General features: G+C 65.6%; 23 protein-coding genes. 11 read left to right on the forward strand and 12 right to left on the reverse strand.

The annotated features are described in order from the left end of the window. Window positions 1–4: 4 nt before the first annotated feature. The 3 genes from SGUI_RS17065 to SGUI_RS17395 all read left to right on the forward strand — a co-directional run bounded on the left by SGUI_RS17065 (window position 5) and on the right by SGUI_RS17395 (window position 4722). Window positions 5–1780 (forward strand): AAA family ATPase, encoded by a 1776-nt coding sequence (locus tag SGUI_RS17065; protein WP_083190574.1) that lies wholly within the window; start codon window positions 5–7, stop codon window positions 1778–1780. Window position 1781: 1 nt separating this feature from the next. Continuing rightward, window positions 1782–3590, forward strand: coding sequence for an ATP-dependent helicase (locus tag SGUI_RS08130; protein ID WP_083190575.1), 1809 nt, complete (start codon window positions 1782–1784; stop codon window positions 3588–3590). A 499-nt stretch (window positions 3591–4089) separates the two neighbouring features. Then, window positions 4090–4722, forward strand: a complete 633-nt coding sequence (locus SGUI_RS17395; protein WP_157621776.1) for a hypothetical protein — start codon at window positions 4090–4092, stop codon at window positions 4720–4722. Window positions 4723–5404: 682 nt separating this feature from the next. Here the strand turns inward: SGUI_RS17395 and istB are convergent. The 5 genes from istB to SGUI_RS08155 form a co-directional block, all read right to left on the reverse strand. Continuing rightward, window positions 5405–6205, reverse strand: coding sequence for an IS21-like element helper ATPase IstB (gene istB / locus SGUI_RS08135; protein ID WP_066636906.1), 801 nt, complete (start codon window positions 6203–6205; stop codon window positions 5405–5407). Further along, window positions 6202–7755: an IS21 family transposase gene (gene istA, locus SGUI_RS08140; protein ID WP_066636904.1), complete on the reverse strand. Its 1554-nt coding sequence runs from the start codon at window positions 7753–7755 to the stop codon at window positions 6202–6204. The genes istB and istA overlap by 4 nt, the downstream gene beginning before the upstream one ends. 396 nt (window positions 7756–8151) lie before the next feature. Then, window positions 8152–8793 (reverse strand): transposase, encoded by a 642-nt coding sequence (locus SGUI_RS18395; RefSeq protein WP_418314013.1) that lies wholly within the window; start codon window positions 8791–8793, stop codon window positions 8152–8154. A 358-nt stretch (window positions 8794–9151) separates the two neighbouring features. Then, window positions 9152–9556 carry a transposase gene (locus SGUI_RS18400; RefSeq protein ID WP_153011684.1) on the reverse strand — a complete coding sequence of 135 codons (405 nt, stop codon included), beginning with the start codon at window positions 9554–9556 and terminating at the stop codon, window positions 9152–9154. Between the two features lie 115 nt (window positions 9557–9671). Beyond that, a complete protein-coding gene (locus SGUI_RS08155; RefSeq protein WP_066638572.1) occupies window positions 9672–10025 on the reverse strand; it encodes a hypothetical protein in 354 nt (117 codons plus the stop codon). A 133-nt stretch (window positions 10026–10158) separates the two neighbouring features. Here SGUI_RS08155 and SGUI_RS17405 point away from each other — a divergent pair, with 133 nt between their 5' ends. After that, window positions 10159–10923, forward strand: coding sequence for a hypothetical protein (locus SGUI_RS17405; RefSeq protein WP_157621777.1), 765 nt, complete (start codon window positions 10159–10161; stop codon window positions 10921–10923). 152 nt (window positions 10924–11075) lie between these two features. Here SGUI_RS17405 and SGUI_RS08170 read toward each other — a convergent pair whose 3' ends face one another. The 3 genes from SGUI_RS08170 to SGUI_RS08185 all read right to left on the reverse strand — a co-directional run bounded on the left by SGUI_RS08170 (window position 11076) and on the right by SGUI_RS08185 (window position 14057). Next, window positions 11076–11741 (reverse strand): hypothetical protein, encoded by a 666-nt coding sequence (locus tag SGUI_RS08170; RefSeq protein WP_191090968.1) that lies wholly within the window; start codon window positions 11739–11741, stop codon window positions 11076–11078. A gap of 304 nt (window positions 11742–12045) precedes the next feature. Next, window positions 12046–12798, reverse strand: coding sequence for a hypothetical protein (locus SGUI_RS08175; RefSeq protein WP_157621779.1), 753 nt, complete (start codon window positions 12796–12798; stop codon window positions 12046–12048). 842 nt (window positions 12799–13640) lie between these two features. Beyond that, a complete protein-coding gene (locus SGUI_RS08185) occupies window positions 13641–14057 on the reverse strand; it encodes a hypothetical protein (RefSeq protein WP_066638581.1) in 417 nt (138 codons plus the stop codon). Between the two features lie 515 nt (window positions 14058–14572). Here SGUI_RS08185 and SGUI_RS08190 point away from each other — a divergent pair. The 4 genes from SGUI_RS08190 to SGUI_RS08205 all read left to right on the forward strand — a co-directional run bounded on the left by SGUI_RS08190 (window position 14573) and on the right by SGUI_RS08205 (window position 16230). Beyond that, window positions 14573–14779 carry an antitoxin MazE-like protein gene (locus SGUI_RS08190; protein ID WP_066638586.1) on the forward strand — a complete coding sequence of 69 codons (207 nt, stop codon included), beginning with the start codon at window positions 14573–14575 and terminating at the stop codon, window positions 14777–14779. Further along, a complete protein-coding gene (locus SGUI_RS08195) occupies window positions 14776–15102 on the forward strand; it encodes a type II toxin-antitoxin system PemK/MazF family toxin (RefSeq protein ID WP_022923225.1) in 327 nt (108 codons plus the stop codon). Before SGUI_RS08190 ends, SGUI_RS08195 begins: the two co-directional genes overlap by 4 nt. A gap of 83 nt (window positions 15103–15185) precedes the next feature. After that, window positions 15186–15629 carry an NUDIX hydrolase gene (locus tag SGUI_RS08200; RefSeq protein WP_083190576.1) on the forward strand — a complete coding sequence of 148 codons (444 nt, stop codon included), beginning with the start codon at window positions 15186–15188 and terminating at the stop codon, window positions 15627–15629. Window positions 15630–15723: 94 nt separating this feature from the next. Next, window positions 15724–16230 carry a GNAT family N-acetyltransferase gene (locus SGUI_RS08205; RefSeq protein WP_202816615.1) on the forward strand — a complete coding sequence of 169 codons (507 nt, stop codon included), beginning with the start codon at window positions 15724–15726 and terminating at the stop codon, window positions 16228–16230. A gap of 87 nt (window positions 16231–16317) precedes the next feature. Here SGUI_RS08205 and SGUI_RS08210 read toward each other — a convergent pair whose 3' ends face one another. Next, window positions 16318–17220, reverse strand: a complete 903-nt coding sequence (locus SGUI_RS08210) for an NAD-dependent epimerase/dehydratase family protein (protein ID WP_066638590.1) — start codon at window positions 17218–17220, stop codon at window positions 16318–16320. A gap of 54 nt (window positions 17221–17274) precedes the next feature. Here SGUI_RS08210 and SGUI_RS08215 point away from each other — a divergent pair, with 54 nt between their 5' ends. Together SGUI_RS08215 and SGUI_RS08220 are read left to right on the forward strand one after the other, a co-directional pair. Beyond that, on the forward strand, window positions 17275–17865 hold the full coding sequence (locus tag SGUI_RS08215; RefSeq protein WP_066638593.1) for a dihydrofolate reductase family protein: 591 nt from the start codon (window positions 17275–17277) through the stop codon (window positions 17863–17865). Window positions 17866–18101: 236 nt separating this feature from the next. Then, window positions 18102–18317 (forward strand): DUF4177 domain-containing protein, encoded by a 216-nt coding sequence (locus SGUI_RS08220; protein WP_066638594.1) that lies wholly within the window; start codon window positions 18102–18104, stop codon window positions 18315–18317. Here the strand turns inward: SGUI_RS08220 and SGUI_RS08225 are convergent. Beyond that, the gene (locus SGUI_RS08225; protein WP_202816616.1) at window positions 18287–18715 is read right to left on the reverse strand and encodes a DUF4260 family protein; all 429 of its coding nucleotides are present in this window, start codon (window positions 18713–18715) and stop codon (window positions 18287–18289) included. The two genes, SGUI_RS08220 and SGUI_RS08225, sit on opposite strands and share 31 nt — an antisense overlap. Window positions 18716–18924: 209 nt before the next feature. On the opposite strand from SGUI_RS08225, the gene SGUI_RS08230 reads away from it, so the two are divergent. After that, complete coding sequence (locus SGUI_RS08230; RefSeq protein ID WP_237141480.1) at window positions 18925–19836, forward strand: arginase family protein; 912 nt, start codon at window positions 18925–18927, stop codon at window positions 19834–19836. Here the strand turns inward: SGUI_RS08230 and cysM are convergent. Next, window positions 19806–20720 (reverse strand): cysteine synthase CysM, encoded by a 915-nt coding sequence (gene cysM / locus SGUI_RS08235; RefSeq protein ID WP_066638595.1) that lies wholly within the window; start codon window positions 20718–20720, stop codon window positions 19806–19808. The two genes, SGUI_RS08230 and cysM, sit on opposite strands and share 31 nt — an antisense overlap. A gap of 69 nt (window positions 20721–20789) precedes the next feature. Beyond that, complete coding sequence (locus tag SGUI_RS08240; protein WP_066638601.1) at window positions 20790–21740, reverse strand: class II glutamine amidotransferase; 951 nt, start codon at window positions 21738–21740, stop codon at window positions 20790–20792. Between the last annotated feature and the right edge of the window lie 78 nt (window positions 21741–21818).

Raw genomic sequence — 21818 nt, forward strand, 5'->3', positions numbered from 1 at the left:
ACACATGACGGAACAGACAGTCGCTCGGCCAGCCGAGTTCGCATCCGTCTACGTCGAGCGGGTTACTACCCGCAACTTTCGAGGCATCACTGAATGCACAGTGGAGTTGGAGCCTGACTTAACACTCCTAGTGGGGCGTAACAACGTCGGTAAGTCCCGTATCCTCAGCGCGTTGCAACTCGCCTTCGGCGGCCGCCCAGCTGATGTGGACGACTTCACCGTCGGGGATACGTCGGAACCTGAGATTGACGTATTCGTAGCCCCGGGCCCGCCCAGTTCGGAGGCTGATGAGGACGCCTTCGACGAGGCTTTCGGACGGCGGTTCGCGGGGTTCAGTCAGACCACGCAGGAGGAGCCCTTCCGAGAGCGGGTCGCTTGGCGGACCCATGTACGGCGGTCTTCCGAAGGAACTGGGGCCAGGTCGGAGGCGGTATTCCTGACCTTCAACGCAGTGAGCGGCATCTGGATCGAGCAAGGACGGCCGTTCCCTCTTTCTCGCGACCATCGTCAGGCGTTCGCGGTAGACCTCGTGAATACAGGCCGCGACTTAATGGAGGAGCTCGGCCGACGCGGTTCGAGCATTCGCAAGGTACTGAGTGACCTTGAGATGGTGGAGGCCGACCGCGACTCGCTTGAGTTGCAGTTGACGACACTAGGTCACGATATCGTAACCGGAAGCAGGACCTTGTCGTCCATCGCAGGATCGCTTCGCCAGTTGAACCGTCTAATTGGGAGCATGGGTGCACCCGAGCTAAATGCACTGCCTCTACGGTTAGAAGAACTTGCCCGGTCAATCTCGATCGACCTCAATAGCGGTAACGGAGCGATGCCGATTCGACTCCACGGGGCGGGATCCAGAAGTCTGGCCTCGCTCCAAGTTCAGGGCGTACTCTATGAGCGCCGACTCGGAACAGACGGTCCTCCGGTAAGGCCACACCCACTCACGCTAATCGAGGAGCCAGAAGCCCACCTACACCCGCAGGCGAGCCTGGAACTGGCCGGCCTGCTGAGCAACCTCCGGGGACAGAAGGTTCTTAGTACTCATTCGCCGCAGTTAGTGACGGCGGTTGACCCGCGATGCATTCGGATACTACCGGGCGGCAAGCCAGAACTGCGCGTGATTGATCTAGGTCCCGCTGAGTCCGACGCTGCGGCGACGCACCGAGCCTTCAGGCCGAGCGCACACCGGGCCGAAATGGAGAAGCTGCGGCGATTGGTGGAACGGCCGTTTGGGGAACTTCTGTTTGCCAATGCCTTGGTGATAGGCGACGGAGCGAGTGAGCGAGCCTTTTTGCCAGTGGTTCTTCGACACGCCCTGAATGAGAAGGCACACGGAATTTGCGTGATCGATCCAGAGAGCATGAACGGGACACTCGCTCATGCCGCTGTTAAGTTCGCGAATATGATCGGCATGCCTTGGTTCTTATTCGCTGACTCGGATATTGAGGGTCAGCGGGCTGTGAAGGGACTGCTTGCCGCCCACGGGGCCAGCGACGTGACTAAGGTCGTTTGGGCAATGGGCGTAGATGGCTCGGGAGACCCGATCGAAGGTGCGTTCGAGGAGATGCTTACAGTATTCGACAGGGAACTTTGTCGTAGAGCGTGTATGGACATTGGGGTGGTGGTGGCCGATTCAGATTCAGTGCTACACGCGATGAAGGAACTCAAGGGCAACGGTGGAACTGCGTTCGCAAGCAGGTTGATCGAGGAGTATCCGTCCGTGAGCAACTGGCCGAGTTCCCTCCAGACTCTAATCAGCCGACTTGGTGCGGTGTTGTGACATGACAGGTCCAAACTTGGTCGAGCTAGTGCCGAGTCCGGAGCAGGCGGCGGCCATTGCGAGTGACGATGAAGCCGTAGTCGTTGTGGCGAGTGCTGGGAGCGGGAAAACGGAGGTAGTAGCAAGGCGCGTGGAGCGCCTGCTTGAGGAGAGTTCCGAGTCGCTGGGTCGCGTTCTGGCTGTAACTTATACAGTCAAGGCAGCTGCCGAGTTGCGAGAGCGGTTTCGGGTTCGTCTCGGGAACGTTTCTCGGCGGATCGAGACCGAAACAGTGCACGGCTTCGCGCACGCTCTGCTCCGGCAGCATGGGACGCACATCGGTTTGCCCGCCGAGCCTGAACTAATGGTTCGTGACGAAGATCGGGCTGAGCTCCTAGACCGCTGGCTCGAGGACACGGGAATCGACCCCCCCGACAATACGCTGGAGACTCTTCGTCGACTGGACCTAGCTCGGGCCACTCGAACCCATTGTGAGTTCTTGGACGAATGGGAACAGGCGCTCCAGAACGCCGGTGCGCTTGATTACCCTGGCCTACTTTTGGCAGCGACCGAGCTTTTGGCGGTGAAATCTGTCAAGAGGCAGATAGGTCGAGTCTATGAGCAGGTGATTGTAGATGAGGCTCAGAACCTGACCCCAGCGCAGTACGAACTCCTGATGACTTTGACGTCTGAGAGCGACGGTCGACTGACCACGCCGACTATGTTAGTGGGCGACGACAAACAATCCATCGTGAGTTTCGCCGGTGCGGACCCTAAGCTCATGCTGCGATTTGCGGAGCAGTTCAACGCCACCCGCTTTGACTTGACTGCGAACTTCCGCTCTGCGACGGCCATTGCTCAAGCCGTAGAGGCGGTTGCGGCCCGGCTGGGCAACACTAACCCTATCGGCGAATTTGCGGCCGCAGGGGAGGTCAGCGTTCGCGAGGAACGCGATGAGGCGTCAGAAGCGGACTTGGTGGCGAATTGGGTCGAGGAGTTGCTAACTCGGGGGCTCAGGCCGGATGTCCTCGCCCCGGACGAGAGCGCCACAGCGCAACCCGAACAGATCGCTGTTCTCGCTCGGTCAGGCAGCGCGCTCAAGTCTGTCCGCGCAGCGCTGGCAGAGCGCGGCATTGAATTCGCATCTTCGAGTACGTCCGGCGAATGGCTCGCCAGTACCCCAGGCCGGATCGCAATGGAGATCGTCTCCCTTCGTACGTCGGAAGAGCACCGTTCGACACACTGGCAATTGGGACGCTTGCTGAATATCTCCGAAGATAAGGTCTCCACGGCCAGCCAACTCGCGGACGTATTGCAGGCCCACGCTGATCCCTCAGCCGCTGCTTTGGCCGTAGCAGCCCAGGTAGGCAGTGTTAGTGACTTTGCAGCGGCGCTCAGTTCGGTAGAGCTGCCGGATTCCGTTCCGCGTGAGGAACTCGCCGCTTGGGAATCTGACCTGAGCCTACTCGTGGAGGCGTGGTCCCGCTTTGACGCCGAGGTGGATCGTGCCGCAGTGACATGGGGGAACTTCAAGTTGTTCTGTGCCAAGCAGCAGCGAGGTGATGATTTGGCCCCAGGGGTACGTCTGCTAACGATTCATAAGGCCCAAGGCCGGGAATTCCTTGCCGTTGCGGTTGTGGGACTTAACGACGGTCAACTCCCCGACTTTCGTGCAACGTCAGAGGAGGACCTAAAGGCCGAGTTGAGGACGTTCTACGTGGCTATCAGCCGGGCGCGGCGCTCGTTGCTCTTAACTCGCCCCGCGTCTCGAATGACGAGGTACGGAAGCAGGGCATCAAGCGCTTCGAGGTTCCTCGAACTTATTCAGTAGCTCGTGGCTAGTGCGTCGAGGGGTGCCTATCACCGCGGGCTCGCGATCCGGGGGGGGCGACTCCCATTAAGATGCCCGGCCTCCAGGGGCCAGATTAGTCGCGGATTCGGTGGGTTGTCTCCCCCGTTCGCTCGTCTGTCAACCGGTCTCCGCGGATCCTATGGGTGGTCTCGCCTGTGTTCTCGTCGGTGACACGGTCGCCCCGTATGCGATGAGTAGTCTCCCCCGTCCGCTCGTCGTCAACGCGCGCCCCGCGTATGCGATGTGTAGTCTCGCCGGTCGCCTCGGAAGTCAGCCGTCTGCTCATGCGCTCATGATCCACGATCGTACTGACATGGGCGAGCGCGGCGAGACTGTTCAACGTCACGCCCAATGGAGCTCGAGCAGAAGACAGGTCCGGTCATGCCACCCAGAGCTGGTCCCAGGTGCCGGGCCGCAGGCCCCACTCTTGCCCGATAGGATGGGAGCGAGGGGCAGCCGAACGCAGGAGTGGAGCAACATGGCGATCATCCAGGTTCCGTTAGACATTCCCGAAGAGGTCCTCGCCCGAGTCCTGACAGGGGAGTACGTCAGAGACGGTGGGGTTATCCGTGATCTCGGTGGTCGGCTCGTCAAACTCCTGGATGACGCCGATGTGGGAACTGGGATCGAAGAAGCAGCAGCCCGAGCCGGCATTGACAAGTGGGGAGGTCGGTCGTTGACTTTTGCGGTCGGTCTAGGCCTCGTCGCTGTGGCAGCGGCGAGCGGCGCTGCGGTGTGGGGTAGCAAACGCCGAAGGGCCGCTGAAGTCGAGGACGATCTCATAGGCGTTCCTGCCCCGACGTCTCTAACTGAGTATCTTGACGCCGCTGGTGAAGGAACCCTCAACGCCGTTGTGATCGACGCACTCTTGGCTGATCTCGATGCTGCGCAGGATGAAGATCAGGCCAACATGCCCTTCAGTGGGTTTTCATCGGAACGATTGAGGGCCCTCGCAGGAATCGTCGCCAGCTACACCAACGAACTGATCGGTGCGAATGCGCTTGAACTCGATCGATTGCCTGTAGCGGCAGACACCTCCGTCGGCTCATTGGATGACCTACGCCGCCACCTTGAACTGCAGCGCCGCATGTTCGACAACGCTGCCGCGTAGGCAGCCGTCGAACGCTGCACGCGACCCCGGACCGGTGCCCCCGAGTGGCTGCAGACGCACTACTTTGCCGCAACGCGCCTGGTTGCTTCCGATTTCCTTGTGTTGTCGGCGCCCAACGATGTCGTGAGCAGTGAAGAGGTCGGCTGCGCCGTCACAGCCGCCGGGGTGATGCAGCAACGACCGTCGGCGTGTCCTCGGGGCCGCGTACGACGACCGCGGCGCTGCGTCCTTGCGGCTGCGACAACCAGACACAGTCACCCTTAGTGAGCCGTGACGTCACACCGGACCGGGCGATCGCGACAACATCGTCCTCACACCGGACGTGGAGCTCGCCGAGCTTCTCGGAAACTACGACACCGCGCACCAAGGAGTCGGGAGGTCGTCTTACCCAACTTGGCGTCGCGAGAAACCACCAAGCGGGACCGAAGACGACGGCGAACACCACCACGCTGAGAACGGTCTGCCAGAAGGACGCAGAAGTCGTAGCGCTCATGGCCACTGACCAAAGCACCCCCAGGACCATCAAGACCAACGGAAAGGCCAGGCGATGCCGCCTCGCCGCCCTGTGCTGAGAATGACAAGTCCATTTGGCCCCACTGTGCTGTTCTGATTTGGCCCCACCCTCGGGGGGGGGGGGGGGGGCTGAGGGCGTGTCGATGGTGCTCGGTCTCCCCGGAGGGGGTCAGCGTGGTGGGGTCACCTCCTGGCGGGTGCGGGTGGTAGCGAGTCGGTAGGACTGGGTGCCGGTGTTGATGATGTGGGCGTTGAAGGTGAGCCGGTCGACGACGGCGGCGGCCAGTCGGGGGTCGGTGAAGGTGGTGCCCCACTCGCTGAACGGGGCGTTGGACGCGCAGGCGATGGAGGCTCGTTCCTCGCGGGCGGTGATGATCTGGAAGAGCAGCTCGGCCCCGCGGGGGTCGAGGTGGACGTAGCCGATCTCGTCCAGGCACAGCAGGTCCAGTCGGGCGTACCGGTTGACCACGCGGGTGAGCTGCTTGTCGTCGGCGGCCTCGGTCAGCTCGTTGACCAGGGCCGCGGTGGTGATGTAGCGGACCCGGTGACCCTGCTCGGCCGCGGCCATGCCCAGGGCGATGAGTAGGTGCGTCTTGCCGGTTCCGGAGTCGCCGAGCAGCACCAGCGGTTGCCCGGCCTCGATCCACGCGCCGGTGCCCAGGTGGGCCAGGGTCGCGGCGGGCAGGTCGGGCAGGCGGGCGGTGTCGAAGTCGGACAGGCGCTTGTGGCGGGGGAACTTGGCCTCGTTGATCCGACGTTGTCGGCGCCGGTGCTCACGGTCGTCGCACTCGGCGGAGAGCACCTCGGCCAGGAATGCCAGGTGGGTCAGGCGGGCCTTGGCCGCCGCGGCCGCGTACCGGGCGGCTTCCTCCCGCACGGTCGGCAGCCCCAGGGCCTTGGCGGCGGCGGTGACCGCGGCCTGGGCGGCGTCGGCACCGAGCGCGGTGACCGCTGGCGTGGCCGCGCTCATGCTCCGGCCCCGGTGAGCAGCTGGTCGTAGGAACCCAGGCAGGGCGCCGGGCGGTGGACCAGGGCCGCTGGTGGTGCACCCTCGGGCACGGGCACCGGTGGCGGGCTGGGCGTCGCGTGCAGGAGCCGGCGGGCGGTCATGGCGATGACGTCGGCGTCGAAGACCCCGGCTGTCGTGGCCTCGGTGATCCCGGTCAGCACCGCGTGGGTGGGCAGGGTGCGGTGCAGCAGCAGCGCCTCGATCAACGCCCTGGTGCCGCCGCTGTCGCCCAGGCGGGCACGGGCGGCCCTCCAGTACGCCTCGTGGACCGGGGTGAACGTCCGGTTCGCCCGGGCGGTCGCCAACGCGCTCGAGCCGGCCAGGGCGCCGGGTTTGCGGGTCAGGACCTCCAGGTAGTGGTCCAGCACCAGGTCCTGGGAGCCCTTGTGCAGGGAGCGGACGTGCTCGGCGATCACCGTGCCGCGGTCCAGCACCCGCACGGTCGTGGCGCCGAGCGCGACGTCCAGGCGGGTCCCGGCGTAGCGGGCCGGGACCGAGTAGTACGACTGGCGCACGCACACTCGCGCCTTGGCGTCCACCCGCACCGACAGTGCCGCCGAAGCGTCGAAGGGGACTGGTGGCAACGCCAGCAGCAGCGGGGCCTCGTCCGCGAACATGGCTCCGACGGTGACCCGGCGGGCGCCGATGCGGCGGGCGTCGTCGCGGGCGTCGGCGGCGGCCATCGCCTCGTTCAGCGCGGCCAGGGAGCCCACGTGCGGGACCGGGGTCAGGTGCCGGCGACGGAACCGGCCGATCTCTCCTTCGACCCCGCCTTTCTCGTGCGCGCCCTCGATCCCGGGCTGGCAGTAGAAAGAGTCGAAGCCGTAGTGCGACCGCAGGGCAACGAAGCGTGGGTGTTCGAACCGTTCCCTGCCCAACGCGCACCGGATGACCGCGGGCTTGAGGTTGTCGTAGCGGATCATCCCGGTCGGTGTCCCGCCGAACGCGGCGAACGCGCGCACGTGCCCGTCCAGGAAAGACTCCTGGGACTGGTTGGCGTAGGCGTAGTGGAACGCCCGGCCCGAGTGCGACAGGCGCATGCAGAACATCCACAGCCGCAGCACGACGCCGCCGATGCTGGCGCGGAACTCACCGAAGTCGACCTCGGCCTCCTCACCCGGCGGGTGCTCCTGGACGATCATCACCTGGGTCTGTGACCCGGCGACCTCGGCGCGTAGGCCGGCCACGAGGTTGCGCACCGTGGACTCGGCCACGACCGCTCCTTCCTCCTCGATCAGCCGCTGCCAGACCCGGCGGGCGGTGTGCCGCTGCTTGCGGGGCGCGTCCAGGTCCTGCGTCAACCAGGACCGCACGAGTTCCACGTGCGCACCCGTGACAGGTGCCTCACGCTCGGGCACCTTCCGTGGCGGTGGGACCGCGTCGGCCAACGCCGCACGGACCGTGCGCCGGTGCACACGGTGCTTCCTGGCGAGCTCTCTGATCGACAGGCCTTCATCGCGCCGGTCGCGTCGGATACGTTCGAACTGCTCCACTCTCGATCTCTCCTTCACCCTCCACCTCCGTGATCGCCTTGGCAGACGATCCGGACAGTAGAGGGAAGTTCGGGGTCGAGGGTGGGGCCACTTCAGACCAGCACTACACCTCCAAGTGGGGCCACTTCAGACTGGCACACTCACTGTGCAGAGCCTCGACCGCTGCCCCTTCGCCGGCACCCTCAACCGACGCGGTCCCATCACCGCTCATCGCTTCGCTTTCCCTGTCCACCTCTTCGGGCCAGCAGGCTTGCAGAATGCCATGTCGAGTGGGCTGAATTCCACCTCTCTCAGCATCACCGAGCCAGTTACCAACGTTTATCGACTCTCGTTCGCTCAGTCTGACAACGCTGTCGGGTTCCGCGGCCAGAGCTCCCACTTCGGAAGGTGTCAAGGCGGGTGAGACAGTTTCCGTCAGGCGGTCTGTATGAGGGCCTCCTGTGAGGGCTGGTTGATCCACGCTGCCTGGGGCAGTCTGGGCGGCTCGGGCCGGCGGTTGCCGAACCGCTCTGGGTGGGCGGCGTAGGCCGCGTCCAGGGTGAACTGGCGCTGAGCGCGGACCTGGCCGACGGTGCCGTAGTGGACACTGGCGGGGGTGTGCAGCCCGATGCCGGAGTGGCGGTGCTCGTGGTTGTAGTAGGAGAAAAACTGCCCGGCGAACGCGCGGGCGTCGGCCAGGGACCCGAACCGCTCGGGGAAGACCGGGGCGTACTTGAGGGTCTTGAACGCGGCCTCGCTGTACGGGTTGTCGTTCGAGACGTGCGGGCGGGAGTGAGACCGGGCCACGCCCAGGTCCACCAGCAGCTGGGCGACCGGTTTGGAGGTCATCGAGGTGCCCCGGTCGGCGTGGATCGCCTCGGGCACGCCGTGGATGCCCATGGCGTGCTCGAGCATGTTCTTGGCGATCTGCGCGTCCTCGCGGGCCGCGATCGTCCAGGCGACGGCGAAGCGGGAGAAGATGTCGAGCACGACGTACAGGTCGTAGAACACGCCGCGGTCTGGGCCGCGCAGTTTCGTGATGTCCCAGCTCCATACCTGCCCCGGGGCGGTGGCCACCAGCGCTCGGGCCGCGCCCGGGGCGGGTGGGTGGCCTGCCGGCGTCGTTCACCAGCCATGTCGTTCTCGTGCAGGATGCGGTGCATCGTGGACTGCGAGCACAGGTAGGTGCCCTCGTCCAGCAGCGTCGCCCAGGCCTGCGCGACCGACTTGTCGGCGAACTCCTGGCTGGTCAGCACCGCCAGCACGTGCGCCCGCTCGGCCCCGGTGAGCTTGTTGACCGGTGCCGGCCGCGGCGTCGAGGGGCCTCGCGGGGGCGGGTTCTTGGCCCGGTAGTGGCCGGCGCGAGAGCGGCCCAGCAGCCCGCACGCCCTGGCGGTGCCGACGTGGACGGCGAGGTCGTCGACGGCTGGGTTGATCACCGCCGCGACCGCGGCGGTTGCTCCGCGCTCTCGGAGAGCGTCTCCAAGAGCGCGTGTGCTTTTCCCACCAGATCCAGGGCAGCTTTCGTGCGGGCCAGCTCGGCCTCGGCCTTCTCCGCCCGTGCCCGCAGCGCCTGCATCTCCTTGTCCCGCCGGTCGCGTGGCGGGCCGGCCAGCCCGGCTTGCGCGCCGGCTGCGGCGGCCTTGCGCCACTCGATGATGTGTGAGCTGTAAAGGCCCTCCCGGCGCAGGATCGCGCCCCGCTCACCGCGGTCGGCCGCGTCGTACTCGGCCAGGATCGCGGCCTTGAACTCAGCGGTGAACTTCCGCCGCTTCGGCTGGTCAGCGCGAGGGGACATAACCCCATCATCGGTGCCGACATCAGCTGTCGTCATCGTCATCTCAAAGTGTCCATCTCTCGCCCCGTGCGAGGTCAGTAGCAGATCAGCAGTGGTGTCTCACCCCATCCTGACGCACAGGGCTTCGGCAGATACTCATCTGCCGCGTCAGGCGACGTCAGGGAGCAGTGACTGACCCGTCGTCGCCCACCACGTAGATGTCGATCTGCAAATCCTCGAGCACCCAAGCGGGAACGCGCCGGACCGCACTCACAGCTGCTGTCGGCACCACGACCGCAAATCGCGTCCCATCGCTCGGCCCTGTCGCCGGCATGCGCCGCAGTAGCTGACCGAACATCGTGTCTACGTCTAAGCCGATCGCGGCCGTACGCCCTTTCGCCTCGGCCAGCACCTTGAGCCCGTCCTTCTCCGCCACCACATCCACGTGGTCGACCTCACGCGATACAGACCACCCCCTTGCGCTCATGAAGCCACAGAACGCTTCAATGACCCGATCCTCGTCGCCGTGCATGACTGAATCGTAGGTGCAGGAAACGACACTGTCATGCCGCTGCGGGTGACCTCCCACCAAACGACTCGCTGGTACAGACGTGTCCTCTGCCTTGTTCCAAAGTCCAGGACGACAGGTGGACTAGCCTCGGTACATGAGTGACTACAGCGACACGCTGAACTGGACTTTGGAGAGAATGGGCCGATGGGCCCGCCGCGTGCAGTATGGAAAATGTGCCTACCGGGCCCCTGGCTCGGACCTCGACACGCCACTATTAGGGCGTCGTCACCACAACACCGGCCTGGTGGCTTGGCGCGCACTCGGCACCGCAGGCGAGCATGCGGGGCTGGCGCACTTGGTCACGGCAGGTACGGGGGGTGTTCCAAGCAAGCCTTATCTCAGCCTTGCGCGGGCGACTCTTTTGGGATCAGCTCGCGCCCTTTACGTCCTGGAACCTGAGAAGTTGCAGGATCGTGAGGTTCGCACCCTGCGCTTGCTGCGCAGCGAAGCCAACGACGTTCTCAACGTCGTGCGGGACGCGGAGGAGAGCGCTGGTGTCACGCGCGATACCGAAATGGCCCGAACCGAGGCCGAGCAGTTCGTAAGTGACTGCGAGGCAGCTCTCCAGTCTCATGGGCAGAAGGCAGGTTCATCGATCAAAGAGACTGAGATGCTCAAGCTGGTGGCACCGCTCATGCCGCCTGGCTCGAAGGACCCACTTCACAGCGTCATGACCCTCTGGCGCATGGGATCGGGCACCGCGCACGCCCGGACCTGGACTTGGGATACAGACTTTGAGGAGCAGGCCAGCGAGGTGCAATTCCTCGTGATGTGGTCCAACGTCATGGGTCTCATGGAAGCGGCCTGGGACTTGTGGTGTCAGCGACGAGGCGACGACACAGACATCCCCGATGTGTAGCAGGCCAAAGCACCGGCCGATCCAGGCTCTGACAGGACGCACGTCAAACGCCGCTCGTCGGTCCTCCTGGGCTCTGTGAAAGAGTATTCTCCGGATACTTCCTTACGCCGATAGGCGTTGACCGTTGACATTCGCGGAATATTCCCGAGAGTCTAGAAATCCCAAGCCCACGCCCCATCGACGCCCATGTTCATGCCATTCAGCACCATTGACCCGGACTCCACGCCCGTATCCAGAACGATCTTGCCCCTCACCTCTTCTCCGGGCCCGATTGATTCAGGCAGCACTTCGCTCTCGTTCAGACAGCCGTACGCATTGCCGACGGAGTCGTTCTCGCGTTTGCTGTCCTCATCGAAGACTGCGAAGTCGTGCGCGGAGATCATGACTTGGCCGAACGGGTCCTCAGATAGCTCCGGCATGGTGTGGACCTCGAAAGTGAGCGCCACGAACTGGCCGTTCTTAGCTGGCTGCGCGTATTGAGAAGTGCACCCGACATCGACCTCGATGTCGGTCACCCGGAACACGGCGGTGAAATCGCCGTTCGGCAATGTCATGCCTGCCCATTGGCCGACGTCCTTGACAAGGTTGCCGCGTGCGTTGGTCTGCGGCTCCCCGAAGTCGTAGTCGCTCGCGTTCTCGTCGTCCGTTTCCTCGGCGCTTTCCCCGGCAGTGCCCTCCGTCGTGGGGGTTGTATCGCTCGTTTCTGTCACCCCGGAGTCGTTCGACGTCGGCGACGCTGCCGCCGCAGGCTGAGTGACCGTCTCCGTTACTGTCACCATCTGCGGGTTGGTGGCTTCGCCGCAGGCGCTCAACGCCATCGCTGCGCACCCCATTGCCGTGATAGCGAAAGTCCGCCTCATGCCCTGCCCCTCCACATTGTCCCTGCCGTTTCGAGACAGACGCTAGCAGTGGCGGGGAACATGCGTTGAAGCGGCAGGCGCAGCGTTGAGCCTACTGTCTCTTTCACTGCGCTGCGCCGCCTGTGACGAGCGCACGGACCGCAGGCAATCTCGAGCAACCTGTTTAGGTCCGACCTGCAAGAGGGACTCGCCATCGCGTCGCAGTCTAGTCAAGAGAGCAGGCAAGTGCCCTGCGACGACCGCGCGCTCTTGCCGCATAGTGTCAGGCGGGGTCAGGCGCCCCGGGTACCGGCTGTACGAGGTAGTTGACCCGGATGATCACTTCCGGTAGATCGTCCAACGTGGCCGCGATCTCTGCCGTTGGGTACAGGAGGTCGACAGCTAAACGCACGTCCGACCGATCGTCGTTCAGACCCATTCCGAAAGAGGCCTTCTGATGGTCGGGTAACCCAGCCAGCGCTCCTTGGGCGTCCTCCAACTCCTGCCAAGTGTGACGGCTCTCGTGCATCGTGACAAGAACGCCGGGATGTTCCTCGGCATAGACCTGAAGGAGCTCATCGAAGGGCTTCGGGTCGCTGCCGCGCTGCCTGATGACCGCACCGCGAACCTGCGGGTCTGCGGGGAGGAAGCGCCAAAGTAGATCTCCAGAGTCGAACAACGGATCCTCGATGGCGGCCGTCCGCTTATTGCGCTTCGGGGCAGGCGAGTCCCCAGTTGCTGGTCGATCAGGAAGGGAGGTGCTCGGGCCCAGCCCTTCAACCATGACCACCTGCTCTACTTGGATCCAGCCCTCAGCGTCCCACCGGCCCCACACCTCGACACATCTGCCTCGAAGCGGTGTGAGTTCGGGCGCACAGTCAGCCAGCAGCTGCACCCCCGGATACTCACGCGGTACCCGGACGTCATCGGGCCAGGCCTCATTCTCTTCTCCCCAGAACCCCACGCACATCCGATGATCATCCCGCTCGACTAAACGTCCACGAGCCACCACCTTCTCGCCAACAGTGATCATCACTTGACTTCCCTCCCCCCGAGTAGCGCGCACTTCATTCTTAGCGTAGACAGACGCCGCCTCGCGCGCACGTCCTGTACTGCCGCGCTTCGCACACTGTTGCCGCTGTCGACAGCCGCCAGTTGCAATGTGCGCGGTCAGACCCTCGTCGCCGCTGGATTCAGTGCGTCGGCGGTGTCGGCTCAAACTCGCGCGTGGCGATCCTGTCCAAGAATTGAAGGCCGCACCGGCACCTATATGGAATGTGGAGTGTGACCTGTGGCTGGACCAGCTTCCCCGCGCCAGTTGCCGTCACTGGGTGGGCGTTCATCCCGCAGGACGGGCAAGTTCGTGGCCCGATGTCCATGGCAACCAGCCTGGCACCGTCTCGCCGGTTGAGCAACGGCGCGAAGCCGGTCCGCGTCAGGCGACCGGCATCCGCTTCTGCCGCGTCGCGTGAAGGGTTCACTTCCGTCATTCTCAACGAGTTGGCCCCTCCCTCACCGCGGCGACAGGCTATTCATGCCGCCGCTCATCGTCCTCTAGGGTCTGGATGGATTTCCGCTCGATTCGGCGACGCTGGGCGACGAAGTAGCTCAACCAGATGCCCCACCCCAGGACGACGACCGCAACGGGCAACCAGAACAAGACAGGGTGCCGGTGCTCGGGGGCACCCAGGGCCAAGCCGATCCCCCAGACAGAGCCGAGGGCCATAACCATCGCCGCAGGCACGGCTCTGCGGCGCTCAACATCCAAGACGTCGAACGGCTCGTTCTCACCCCTCGCAGTACCCATGGCCGAGCACTCTAGTCAGGGAAACAATCAGCGCCGGCTGAGCCAGGAGTGCACGCTCATGCCGCATAGTGTCAGGCGGGGTCAGGCATCCCGCATGCCGGTTGTACGAGGTAGTTCACTCGGATGATCCCTCCCGGTAGATCGTCCAACGTGGCCAAGATCTCTGCCGTTGGGTACAGGAGGTCGACAGCTAAGCGCACGTCCGACCGATCGTCGTTCAGGCCCATTCCGGAAGAGGCCTTCTGATGGTGGGGTAACCCAGCCACCGCTTCTTGGGCGTCCTCCAACTCCTGCCAACTGTGACGGCTTTCGTGCATCGTGACGGGAACGTCAGGGTGTTCCTCGGTGTAGACCTGCAGGAGCTGATCGAAGGGCCTCGGGTCGCTGCCACGCTGCCTGATGACCGCACCGCGAACTTGCGGGTCTTGGGGGAGGACGCGCCAGAGTAGATCTCCAGACTGGAACAACGGATCCTCGATGTCGGCCATTCGCGCACTGCGCTTTCGGTCAGGCAAGTCCCCAGTTGCTGGTCGATCAGTAAGGGAGGTGCTCGGGCCCGCCCCTCCAACCATTGCCACTTGCTCGACTTGGATCCATCCCTCAGCGTCCCACCGGCCCCAGACCTCGACACATCTGCCTCGGAGAGATGTGAGTTCAGGCGCAGAGTCAGCCAGCAGCTGCACCGCCGGATACTCACGCGGTACCCGGACGTCATCAGGCCAGGGCTCATTCCCTTCTCCCCAGAACCCCAAGCACGTCTCATGATCATCCCGTTCGACTAAGCGTCCACGGGCCACCACCTTCTCGCCGACTGTGATCACCACATGACTTCCTTCCCCGGGTAGCGCGCACTTCGTTTCTAGCGTAGACAGAGGCCGCCCCGCGCGCACGTCCTGTACTGCCGCTGGTCGCTCGGCGGGTGAGGTGGGGACCCAAATCTTGGTGCGCTGTTAGGGACGTAGCCGCCTTCCGCTGCACTGTCGTTACATGTAACGTGGTAGGCATGACGGTGAAGCATCGAGTCAGCGAGTACCGGCGCAGGATGCGCGCACGCGGACTTCGACCCGTGCAGATCTGGGTGCCGGACGTGCGTAGCGAGCGCTTCGCACAGGAGGCCGAACGTCAGGCGGCCCTGGTCGCCAGGGCGGACGAGCAGTCCGATGACCAGGAGTTCGTCGAAGCCGTCACCGCCCCCTGGGACGAGGAGTGAGGCGCGGCGAGCTGTGGACCGTCGCCGGGGGTGTCTACGCCTCCAAGCCGAGGCCCGCACTGATCGTGCAGGACGACCTCTTCGAGGGCACTGCCTCGGTGACCGTGGCGCCCCTGACGACGACGCTGGTAGATGCCCCTCTGCTTCGCGTACGCGTCGCCGCCGATGATTTCACCGGCCTGCAGCACGACAGCCAGGTCATGATCGACAAGGTCACCACAGTCCGCCGTGAGAACGTCGGTACCCGCATTGGCCGCCTGGCGCCCGAAAGTCTCGTGGAGGTCGAACGCGCCCTCATGGCTTTCCTCGGCCTGGCTAGGTAGCGGACGCGTCTGTCTGTGTCGTCGCAGTAGCCCCGACCGTGATGGAGCCGGCCTGGCCAAGGTTCAGGGGTAGCGTCCCCTGGGTGCATTTCACCGAGTTCGACACCCGCCTGGCGGCCTACGGGTTGCTCATCTCAGACGACGACCAGATCCTGCTGACCTGGTTCAACGGGGGCGGCCGCACAGAGCCCGGGTGGACGATGCCCGGCGGCGGCGTCGAGTTCGATGAGTCCATCGAAGATGCTGTCGCGCGTGAGGTGTTCGAAGAGACCGGGTACACCGTGGACGTGGGCGACATCGTCGCCGAGCACCACTTCACCCTGCCCCGCCAGGGCACCCGCCGCCCCATGCGTTCCCAGCAGTTCCTCCTCACGGCCACCATCACCGGCGGTGCACTCGGGACGACCGAGACCGACGGCACGACCGACTTCGCCGCCTGGGTCCCCCTGGGCGAGGTCACCGCTCTGCATCCACGGGCCGACATCATCGAACTCGCCCTGGACGTCCTGCGACAACGAAACCACTGACCAGACAAGGCGTCCTCACAGCCCCCAAAAAGGACCAGCAGACGACTGTCCGCTCGGGCTAGTCTCGCCACCTATGCCTCCCGAACCTCTCGCCGTGCTGCGCCGCGTCCGGCCGAACGACAGCGAGGCAATCCTGCAGGCCTTCGCAGCCCCGGACATGTCCCGCCAGGGTGACGTCCACGACCTCAGCACTGCGGCGACCTACGCACAACGCCTGTCCGAGAACCCGTTCGCCTTCGGTCTCACTACCGACGGCACGCTTCGCGGGGTCGTCGCCCTCAATGTCGACCACGGGAACCGGCTGGGCTGGTTCTGGTACTGGACGCACCCCTCCCACCGCCAGCGCGGTCTCACCAAGTGCGCAGCAGGGACCGTGGCCAACTGGGCGCTGAGCGACGGCGGACTCGAACGACTCGAGCTGGGCCACCGCGCCAACAACCCTGCCTCCGGACGCATCGCCCAAGCAGCCGGATTCATCCAAGAAGGCCTGGAGCGAAAGAAGTTCCTCATCGACGGAGACCGCGTCGACGTGCTGACCTACGGACGCCTGCGCACCGACCCATCACCCAACACCCCAGAACTTCCCCTCACCGCCACCTAGACCACCCTGGCAAACCGTCCGCAAATGCCGCACCGCGCGAGTCGACGGTGGCCGGAATGTCAGACCGTCGCAGTCGCTGCGTCGAGGTCAGGCCTCCGGTCGCGGATCGGGCAGGACGTCGCGCCACGACTGCTGCGGCGCGTATCCGAGGAGCTCGCGGGCCTTGTCGATGGAGTAGAAGGTCTCGTCCGGGCCCATCTCACGCTTCAGTTCGACCCCGTCGTAGAAGCGCTGCCGGACCTCCTGGGTGGTCAGGGCGACGGACATGTCCGCGTTGGCGACGTTGAAGACCTCGTAGCCGAGCCCATCGACCTCCAGACACCGCTGCACCATCTGGCCGAGGTCGCGGGTGTCGATGTAGGCGAAGATGTTGCGCCGCCTCAGCGACGGGTCGTCGAGGAAGTCGGGGAACAGCTCGGCGTACTCGTACGGCTCGATGACGTTGTTGATGCGCAGGCCGTACACGTCGGCACCGCTGCGGGCCTGGAAGGAGCGGGCCGTCACCTCGTTGGCCACCTTCGACATGGCGTAGGAGTCCTCCGGCACCGTCGGGTGGTCCTCGTCGACCGGTACGTACTGCGGTCGCCGCTCGCCCTGAGCGAAGCAGATCCCGTAGGTCGTCTCCGAGGAGGCGAACACGATCTTGCGGACACCCAGCCGTGTCGCGGCCTCCAGCACGTTGTATGTGCTCAGCACGTTCGTCGCGTAGGTGCGGGCATCGGAGGCGATCAGGATCGCCGGCAACGCCGCGAAGTGCACCACGGCGTCGTAGGCAGGCTTGTCGGCGAGCTCCAGCTCCTCCATCCTCGCCAGCCCTGCCAACGCCGAGTAGGTCTCGCCGGCGTCCGTGAGGTCGACCCTCAGGTCGGCCACGTCCGGATGCTCCAAGGGGACGAGGTCGGCGTTGGTGACCTGATGGCCCTGCTCGGCCAGGTAGGTCGCGACGTGCTTGCCGGCCTTGCCGCTGCCCCCGGTGAAGAAGATGCGCATGACGTGATTACATCACCCTGGCGGATTCCTCCATGGTGCGCCTAGAGTCGCTGCATGAGGAAGCTCATCGTCTCAGTGCTGACCTCGTTGGACGGTTACTACGAGGGGCCAGGTCACGACCTCGCGGTCATGCCGATGGAGGACGCCTTCAACACCCACAACCTCGACCTGATGCGACAGGCGAGCACTCTCGTCTACGGCAGCACCTGGTTCCGCGGCAACTGGGAGCACTGGTCCGCCGTCGCCGCGGACAGCTCGGCCGGAGACCGCGAGCACGAGACCGCCCAGCTCGTGACGTCGCTGGACTCGCTGGTCATCAGCGACTCCCTGACGATCGCGTCCGACGAGCCGTGGTCCTCGACCACCCGCGTGGTCTCGCGCGACCAGGCGCCGGAGGAGATCTCCCGGCTCAAGGAGGGAGAGGGCGGCGACCTGCTGATGTTCGGCAGCTCGACGACCTGGAACCCGCTGCTCGCCCAGGGCTTGGTCGACGAGGTCATCGTGCTCGTCGGTGCGGCTCTGCTGGGCGACGGTTCCAAGGTGTATGCCGGCCCCCGCGCGCAGCTGCGCCTGCTGGACGCGCAGGTCCTGGCCGACTCCGAGCTGGTCGCGCTGCGCTACGCGGTCGCCACCGCGGACGGCTGAGCTTGCGCACCTGAAGGCCAGCCCGCCGTCCGTCTACGCTGCCCCCATGGGCATCCAGCGCCTGCACAACGTCCTCATCGTCGTCGGCCTCGCGCAGCCCTTGACCTGATGACCGCGCTCGGCCAAGGGGGTCGCAAACCTCCTGTCCCGAATCGGAGTCACTCGGTGCGAGGCCCGGCCCCTCACAGTCACGGTGAGTTACAGTGCGGAATTCGCCGGAGGATGTTGGAGGAATCATGGCGCTAGGTCCGAACTACGTTGTTCTGCAGGTCGTTCTCAAGGAGAAATTCTTGGGAACCGGCTCGGGAAACCTCACCGAGCTGGAAACCGTCATCAACCACCAGGCCGCGAAAGGCTACCGGCTCCACACGATCAGCACGACCGCCTCCGGCAGCAAGGGCTTCGGTGGCGGTGACCGGGTTCAGGCCACCATGGTGTTCGAGACGATCTGAGCTGCTCCGGCGGGCTTGATCACCGGCTCAGGGCTTCTTCCCGATCTCGCCGAGGTGGGTGTGGGTGAAGCTGTCCGTGAACTTGAGTCCGTACCCAGCAGGCGGTCGACGGCGATGTGGAAGGCCCACGTCACGGCGACGAAGAGCGGCCATCGGGCGTCCCCTGGCACCACCCAGGCGAGCACGAGCAAGGCGGCTGGTCCCACGTAACTGTGGCCCACGTTGTAGGTGATGCCGCCCAGCCTCGGTGAGGCGAGGTAACCGAGCATCGAGACGTCCCAGACGAGGAACACCACGAGGAGCCACCACCACGCGAAGCCCAGCTGCACGAAGGCCACCACCGCAAGCACCGCAACGGTGGCGCTCTCGATCCGCTGGAACCAGACCGGAAAGGTCACGCTGTCAGTATCCCCGGTCCGACCCCGCAGGACCACCCTTCTCTTGCCGCCGTGGGAGCCTCACGGCCGCCGGCTCGGCACACATCTCAGGCGGGAAGACCCCGCTGGAGACGTAGCGGTCGCCGCGGTCGCAGACCACGAACGTGCTTGCCGGCCTTGCACCCACAGGCGCCTCGCCATGAGTGCACTGATCGGGCATCCTTGGAGGAATGGTGTCGATCAACATCCTCGGCTACCCCAGCAGCGCCGCTGCGTACTGTGTCGGCGTCGAGCACGCGCCGGCCGCTCTGCGCGAGGCCGGCCTGGTGGCCGCGCTGGAGTCCGCAGGGCACCAGGTCGACGACCTGGGTGACCTCCCGGTCCACCTGTGGAAGCCGGACCAGGAGCGCCCGCGGGCCCAGAACCTCGACGAGGAAGTCGAGGCCCTCCGTAGGCTCGCCGACACAGCGGCGCCGTTCGTCGCGACTGACTCTCGCCTGCTCGTGCTCGGCGGGAGCTGCACGGTTGCGCTCGGGCTGTGTGCCGCGGTGGCCGATGCCGGTATCGAGCCGCACCTCGTCTACGTGGACCGTCACCTGGACCTCAACACGCCGGACTCGACCGCCGAGGGGTCGCTCAGCTGGATGGGTATGGCGCATGCGCTCGGCCTACCCGGCGCCGAGGAGTCCCTGGTCCGGCTGACCGGCCGGTCCCCGCTCCTGGCCCCGAGGCACCTGAGCTACCTCGGGGTCGAGCCCACCGTCGAGGCCACCGAGTGGGAACGCGAGCAGGTCGACCACCTGGGGATCGCTGTGACCACCCAGGCAGAGCTGGTCGCAGATCCTGCGGCCGCTGCGCTCGCCTCGCGAGGCGCCCTGCCTGATGGGCCGTTCGTGGTCCACGTCGATGTCGACGTGCTGGACTTCCTCGACGCACCGCTGGCCGAGAACGTCAACGGGCGCAACTCCGGCCCGACCGTGAGCCAGCTGGGTCAGGCACTGGCCGCGCTGTCGCGTGAGCCGGGACTCATCGGTATGTCGGTCGGACAGCTCGTGCCCGCGCACGCCTCCGCCGACCCCACCTCCCTCGGCCGGTTCGTGGATGCGCTCGCTCAGGCGGGGAAGACCCCGCTGGAGAGGTAGCGGTCGCCGCCGTCGCAGACCACGAAGACGATCGTCGCGCCCTCGACCTCCTCGGCCACCTGCAGGGCGGCCCAGCAGGCGCCACCCGCGGAGATGCCGCCGAAGATGCCCTCCTCGCGGGCCATCCGGCGGGCCGTCTCCTCAGCGTCGGGCTGAGCGACCTCCACGGTCCGGTCCACCGCCGAGGGGTCGAAGATCCTCGGCACGTACTCCGGCGGCCAGGCGCGGATCCCGGGGATCCGCGAGCCCTCCGCGGGCTGCGCTCCGACGATCTGGACGCCGGGGTCGCGCGACTTCAGGAAGCGCGAGACGCCGGTGATGGTGCCGGTGGTGCCCATCGCGGACACGAAGTGCGTGATCCGTCCGTCGGTCTGGCGCCACAGCTCCGGGCCGGTGCCGTCCTCGTGGGCGCGGGGGTTGTCCGGGTTGCCGAACTGGTCCAGGACCCGCCCTCTCCCCTCCTGCTCCATCCGCGTCACGACGTCGCGGGCCTCTTCCATGCCGCCGTCCGCCGGGGTGAGCACGAGCTCGGCCCCGTATGCCTTCATCGTCTGGATCCGCTCGGTCGAGGCGTCCGCGGGCATGACGATGACCAGCGGGTAGCCGCTGATCGCGGCCGCCATCGCCAGGCCGATCCCCGTGTTGCCGGACGTCGCCTCCAGCAGGGTGTCGCCGGGCGAGATCTCCCCTCGTGCCTCCGCGCCACGGATCATGCTGATCGCCGGCCGGTCCTTCACCGACCCGGCCGGGTTGTTGCCCTCGAGCTTGGCGAGCAGCACGTTGCCGCGGCGTTCGTTGTCCGGCCCCGGGAGGCGCTGCAGCCGCACCAGCGGGGTGCCGCCGATGGTGTCCTCCATCGTGGGGTAGGGCGCGGGATCGCTCATCCGCCGGAGTCTACGGCGGATGAGCGATCACCGAGGGCTGGCCGCCTGTCGGCTGCGGGCCGGACCCCGCTATACCGAGAGCGCCTCGACCTTTTTGGTCACCCGCCCGCCCTCGTTGCGCAGGAAGACGATGTGGCCAAAGTCGAGCTGCGACCAGCCGTCGGTGTCCTCGGTGAGCGCCTCGGAGGCGAAGATCACACCGGTCGCCTCGTCCTCGGCGCACTGCTCGAAGGCATACGTGCTCGTGTCCTCCTCGAACTTGCGCCCCATGAGGAAGTAGAGCGGCTCCAGCAGCATCGAGAGGCTGAAGTCGTCGGTGCCCGGCTCCGACTTGCGCAGCTCCCGCCAGTCGCCGGTCGGGTCGGTCTCCCCCTGCAGCCCGAGGCCGGCGTTGACGCCGATGATGCGGTCCTGCGACACCAGCGCCAGCTTGAGCTTGGTCAGGCCCGGCAGGTCGAGCTTGTCCATCGCGCTGGCGACCAGACGGATCAGCTCCTCGACCGCGCGCTGCACGTCCTCGTCGCTGTCGCCCTCGAGCAGCGAGAGCAGCAGCACGTAGATGAACTCGGTGTCCGTCGAGCCCGCCATCTGCTTGAGGTATTCGTCCTTGCAGTGCTGCAGCAGCTCACGCTGCAGGATCTGCCAGCCCGGCAGGTAGCCGTTCTGCGCGACGATCCAGCGCGTCCCCTCGAAGGAGAACGGGTGACAGTTCTCGTCGGCCAGCACGACCTTCGCGTCGTAGGCGGCGGCGCGCACGTGGGCCAGCATCGTGCTGGCACGCAGGCTCGGGACGATGCGCTCCAGGTTGTCGTCGTAGAAGGCCGCCATCGGCCGGCGGTAGATGAAGGGCTTCTCCGGGTGTGCCAGGTGCTCGCCCCACGCGCCGAACCCCCAGCCGGCCAGCTGCAGCTCCGGGTGGCTCTCCGGGTCGAGGGCCTGGTTGACCAGGCTGTTCTCCGGGGTGAGCAGCAGGTTCTCCAGCGGGGTCTCCGGCCCGATGAACGCGAGCACTCGGCACATACGTTTCCTCCACAGATGACCTGGACGTCGGTGATCGGTCGTCAGCCTAGGCGGACGACCGCGTCGGCGGACCCTCGG

Origin of the sequence: Serinicoccus hydrothermalis (assembly GCF_001685415.1) — a bacterium.
Lineage (GTDB): Bacteria > Actinomycetota > Actinomycetes > Actinomycetales > Dermatophilaceae > Ornithinicoccus > Ornithinicoccus hydrothermalis.

Coding starts and splice junctions, on each gene's coding strand:
- cysM (WP_066638595.1), bottom strand. CDS start 20,720: ATGAGCGATCCCGCGCCCTACCCCACGATGGAGGACACCATCGGCGGC.
- SGUI_RS08230 (WP_237141480.1), top strand. CDS start 18,925: ATGGTGTCGATCAACATCCTCGGCTACCCCAGCAGCGCCGCTGCGTAC.
- SGUI_RS08215 (WP_066638593.1), top strand. CDS start 17,275: ATGAGGAAGCTCATCGTCTCAGTGCTGACCTCGTTGGACGGTTACTAC.
- SGUI_RS08170 (WP_191090968.1), bottom strand. CDS start 11,741: ATGGCGTTGAGCGCCTGCGGCGAAGCCACCAACCCGCAGATGGTGACA.
- SGUI_RS08220 (WP_066638594.1), top strand. CDS start 18,102: ATGGCGCTAGGTCCGAACTACGTTGTTCTGCAGGTCGTTCTCAAGGAG.
- SGUI_RS17395 (WP_157621776.1), top strand. CDS start 4,090: ATGGCGATCATCCAGGTTCCGTTAGACATTCCCGAAGAGGTCCTCGCC.
- SGUI_RS17065 (WP_083190574.1), top strand. CDS start 5: ATGACGGAACAGACAGTCGCTCGGCCAGCCGAGTTCGCATCCGTCTAC.
- SGUI_RS08130 (WP_083190575.1), top strand. CDS start 1,782: ATGACAGGTCCAAACTTGGTCGAGCTAGTGCCGAGTCCGGAGCAGGCG.
- SGUI_RS08240 (WP_066638601.1), bottom strand. CDS start 21,740: ATGTGCCGAGTGCTCGCGTTCATCGGGCCGGAGACCCCGCTGGAGAAC.
- SGUI_RS18400 (WP_153011684.1), bottom strand. CDS start 9,556: ATGACGATGACGACAGCTGATGTCGGCACCGATGATGGGGTTATGTCC.
- istB (WP_066636906.1), bottom strand. CDS start 6,205: ATGAGCGCGGCCACGCCAGCGGTCACCGCGCTCGGTGCCGACGCCGCC.
- SGUI_RS08210 (WP_066638590.1), bottom strand. CDS start 17,220: ATGCGCATCTTCTTCACCGGGGGCAGCGGCAAGGCCGGCAAGCACGTC.
- SGUI_RS08190 (WP_066638586.1), top strand. CDS start 14,573: ATGACGGTGAAGCATCGAGTCAGCGAGTACCGGCGCAGGATGCGCGCA.
- SGUI_RS17405 (WP_157621777.1), top strand. CDS start 10,159: ATGAGTGACTACAGCGACACGCTGAACTGGACTTTGGAGAGAATGGGC.
- SGUI_RS08155 (WP_066638572.1), bottom strand. CDS start 10,025: ATGCACGGCGACGAGGATCGGGTCATTGAAGCGTTCTGTGGCTTCATG.
- SGUI_RS08185 (WP_066638581.1), bottom strand. CDS start 14,057: ATGGCCGACATCGAGGATCCGTTGTTCCAGTCTGGAGATCTACTCTGG.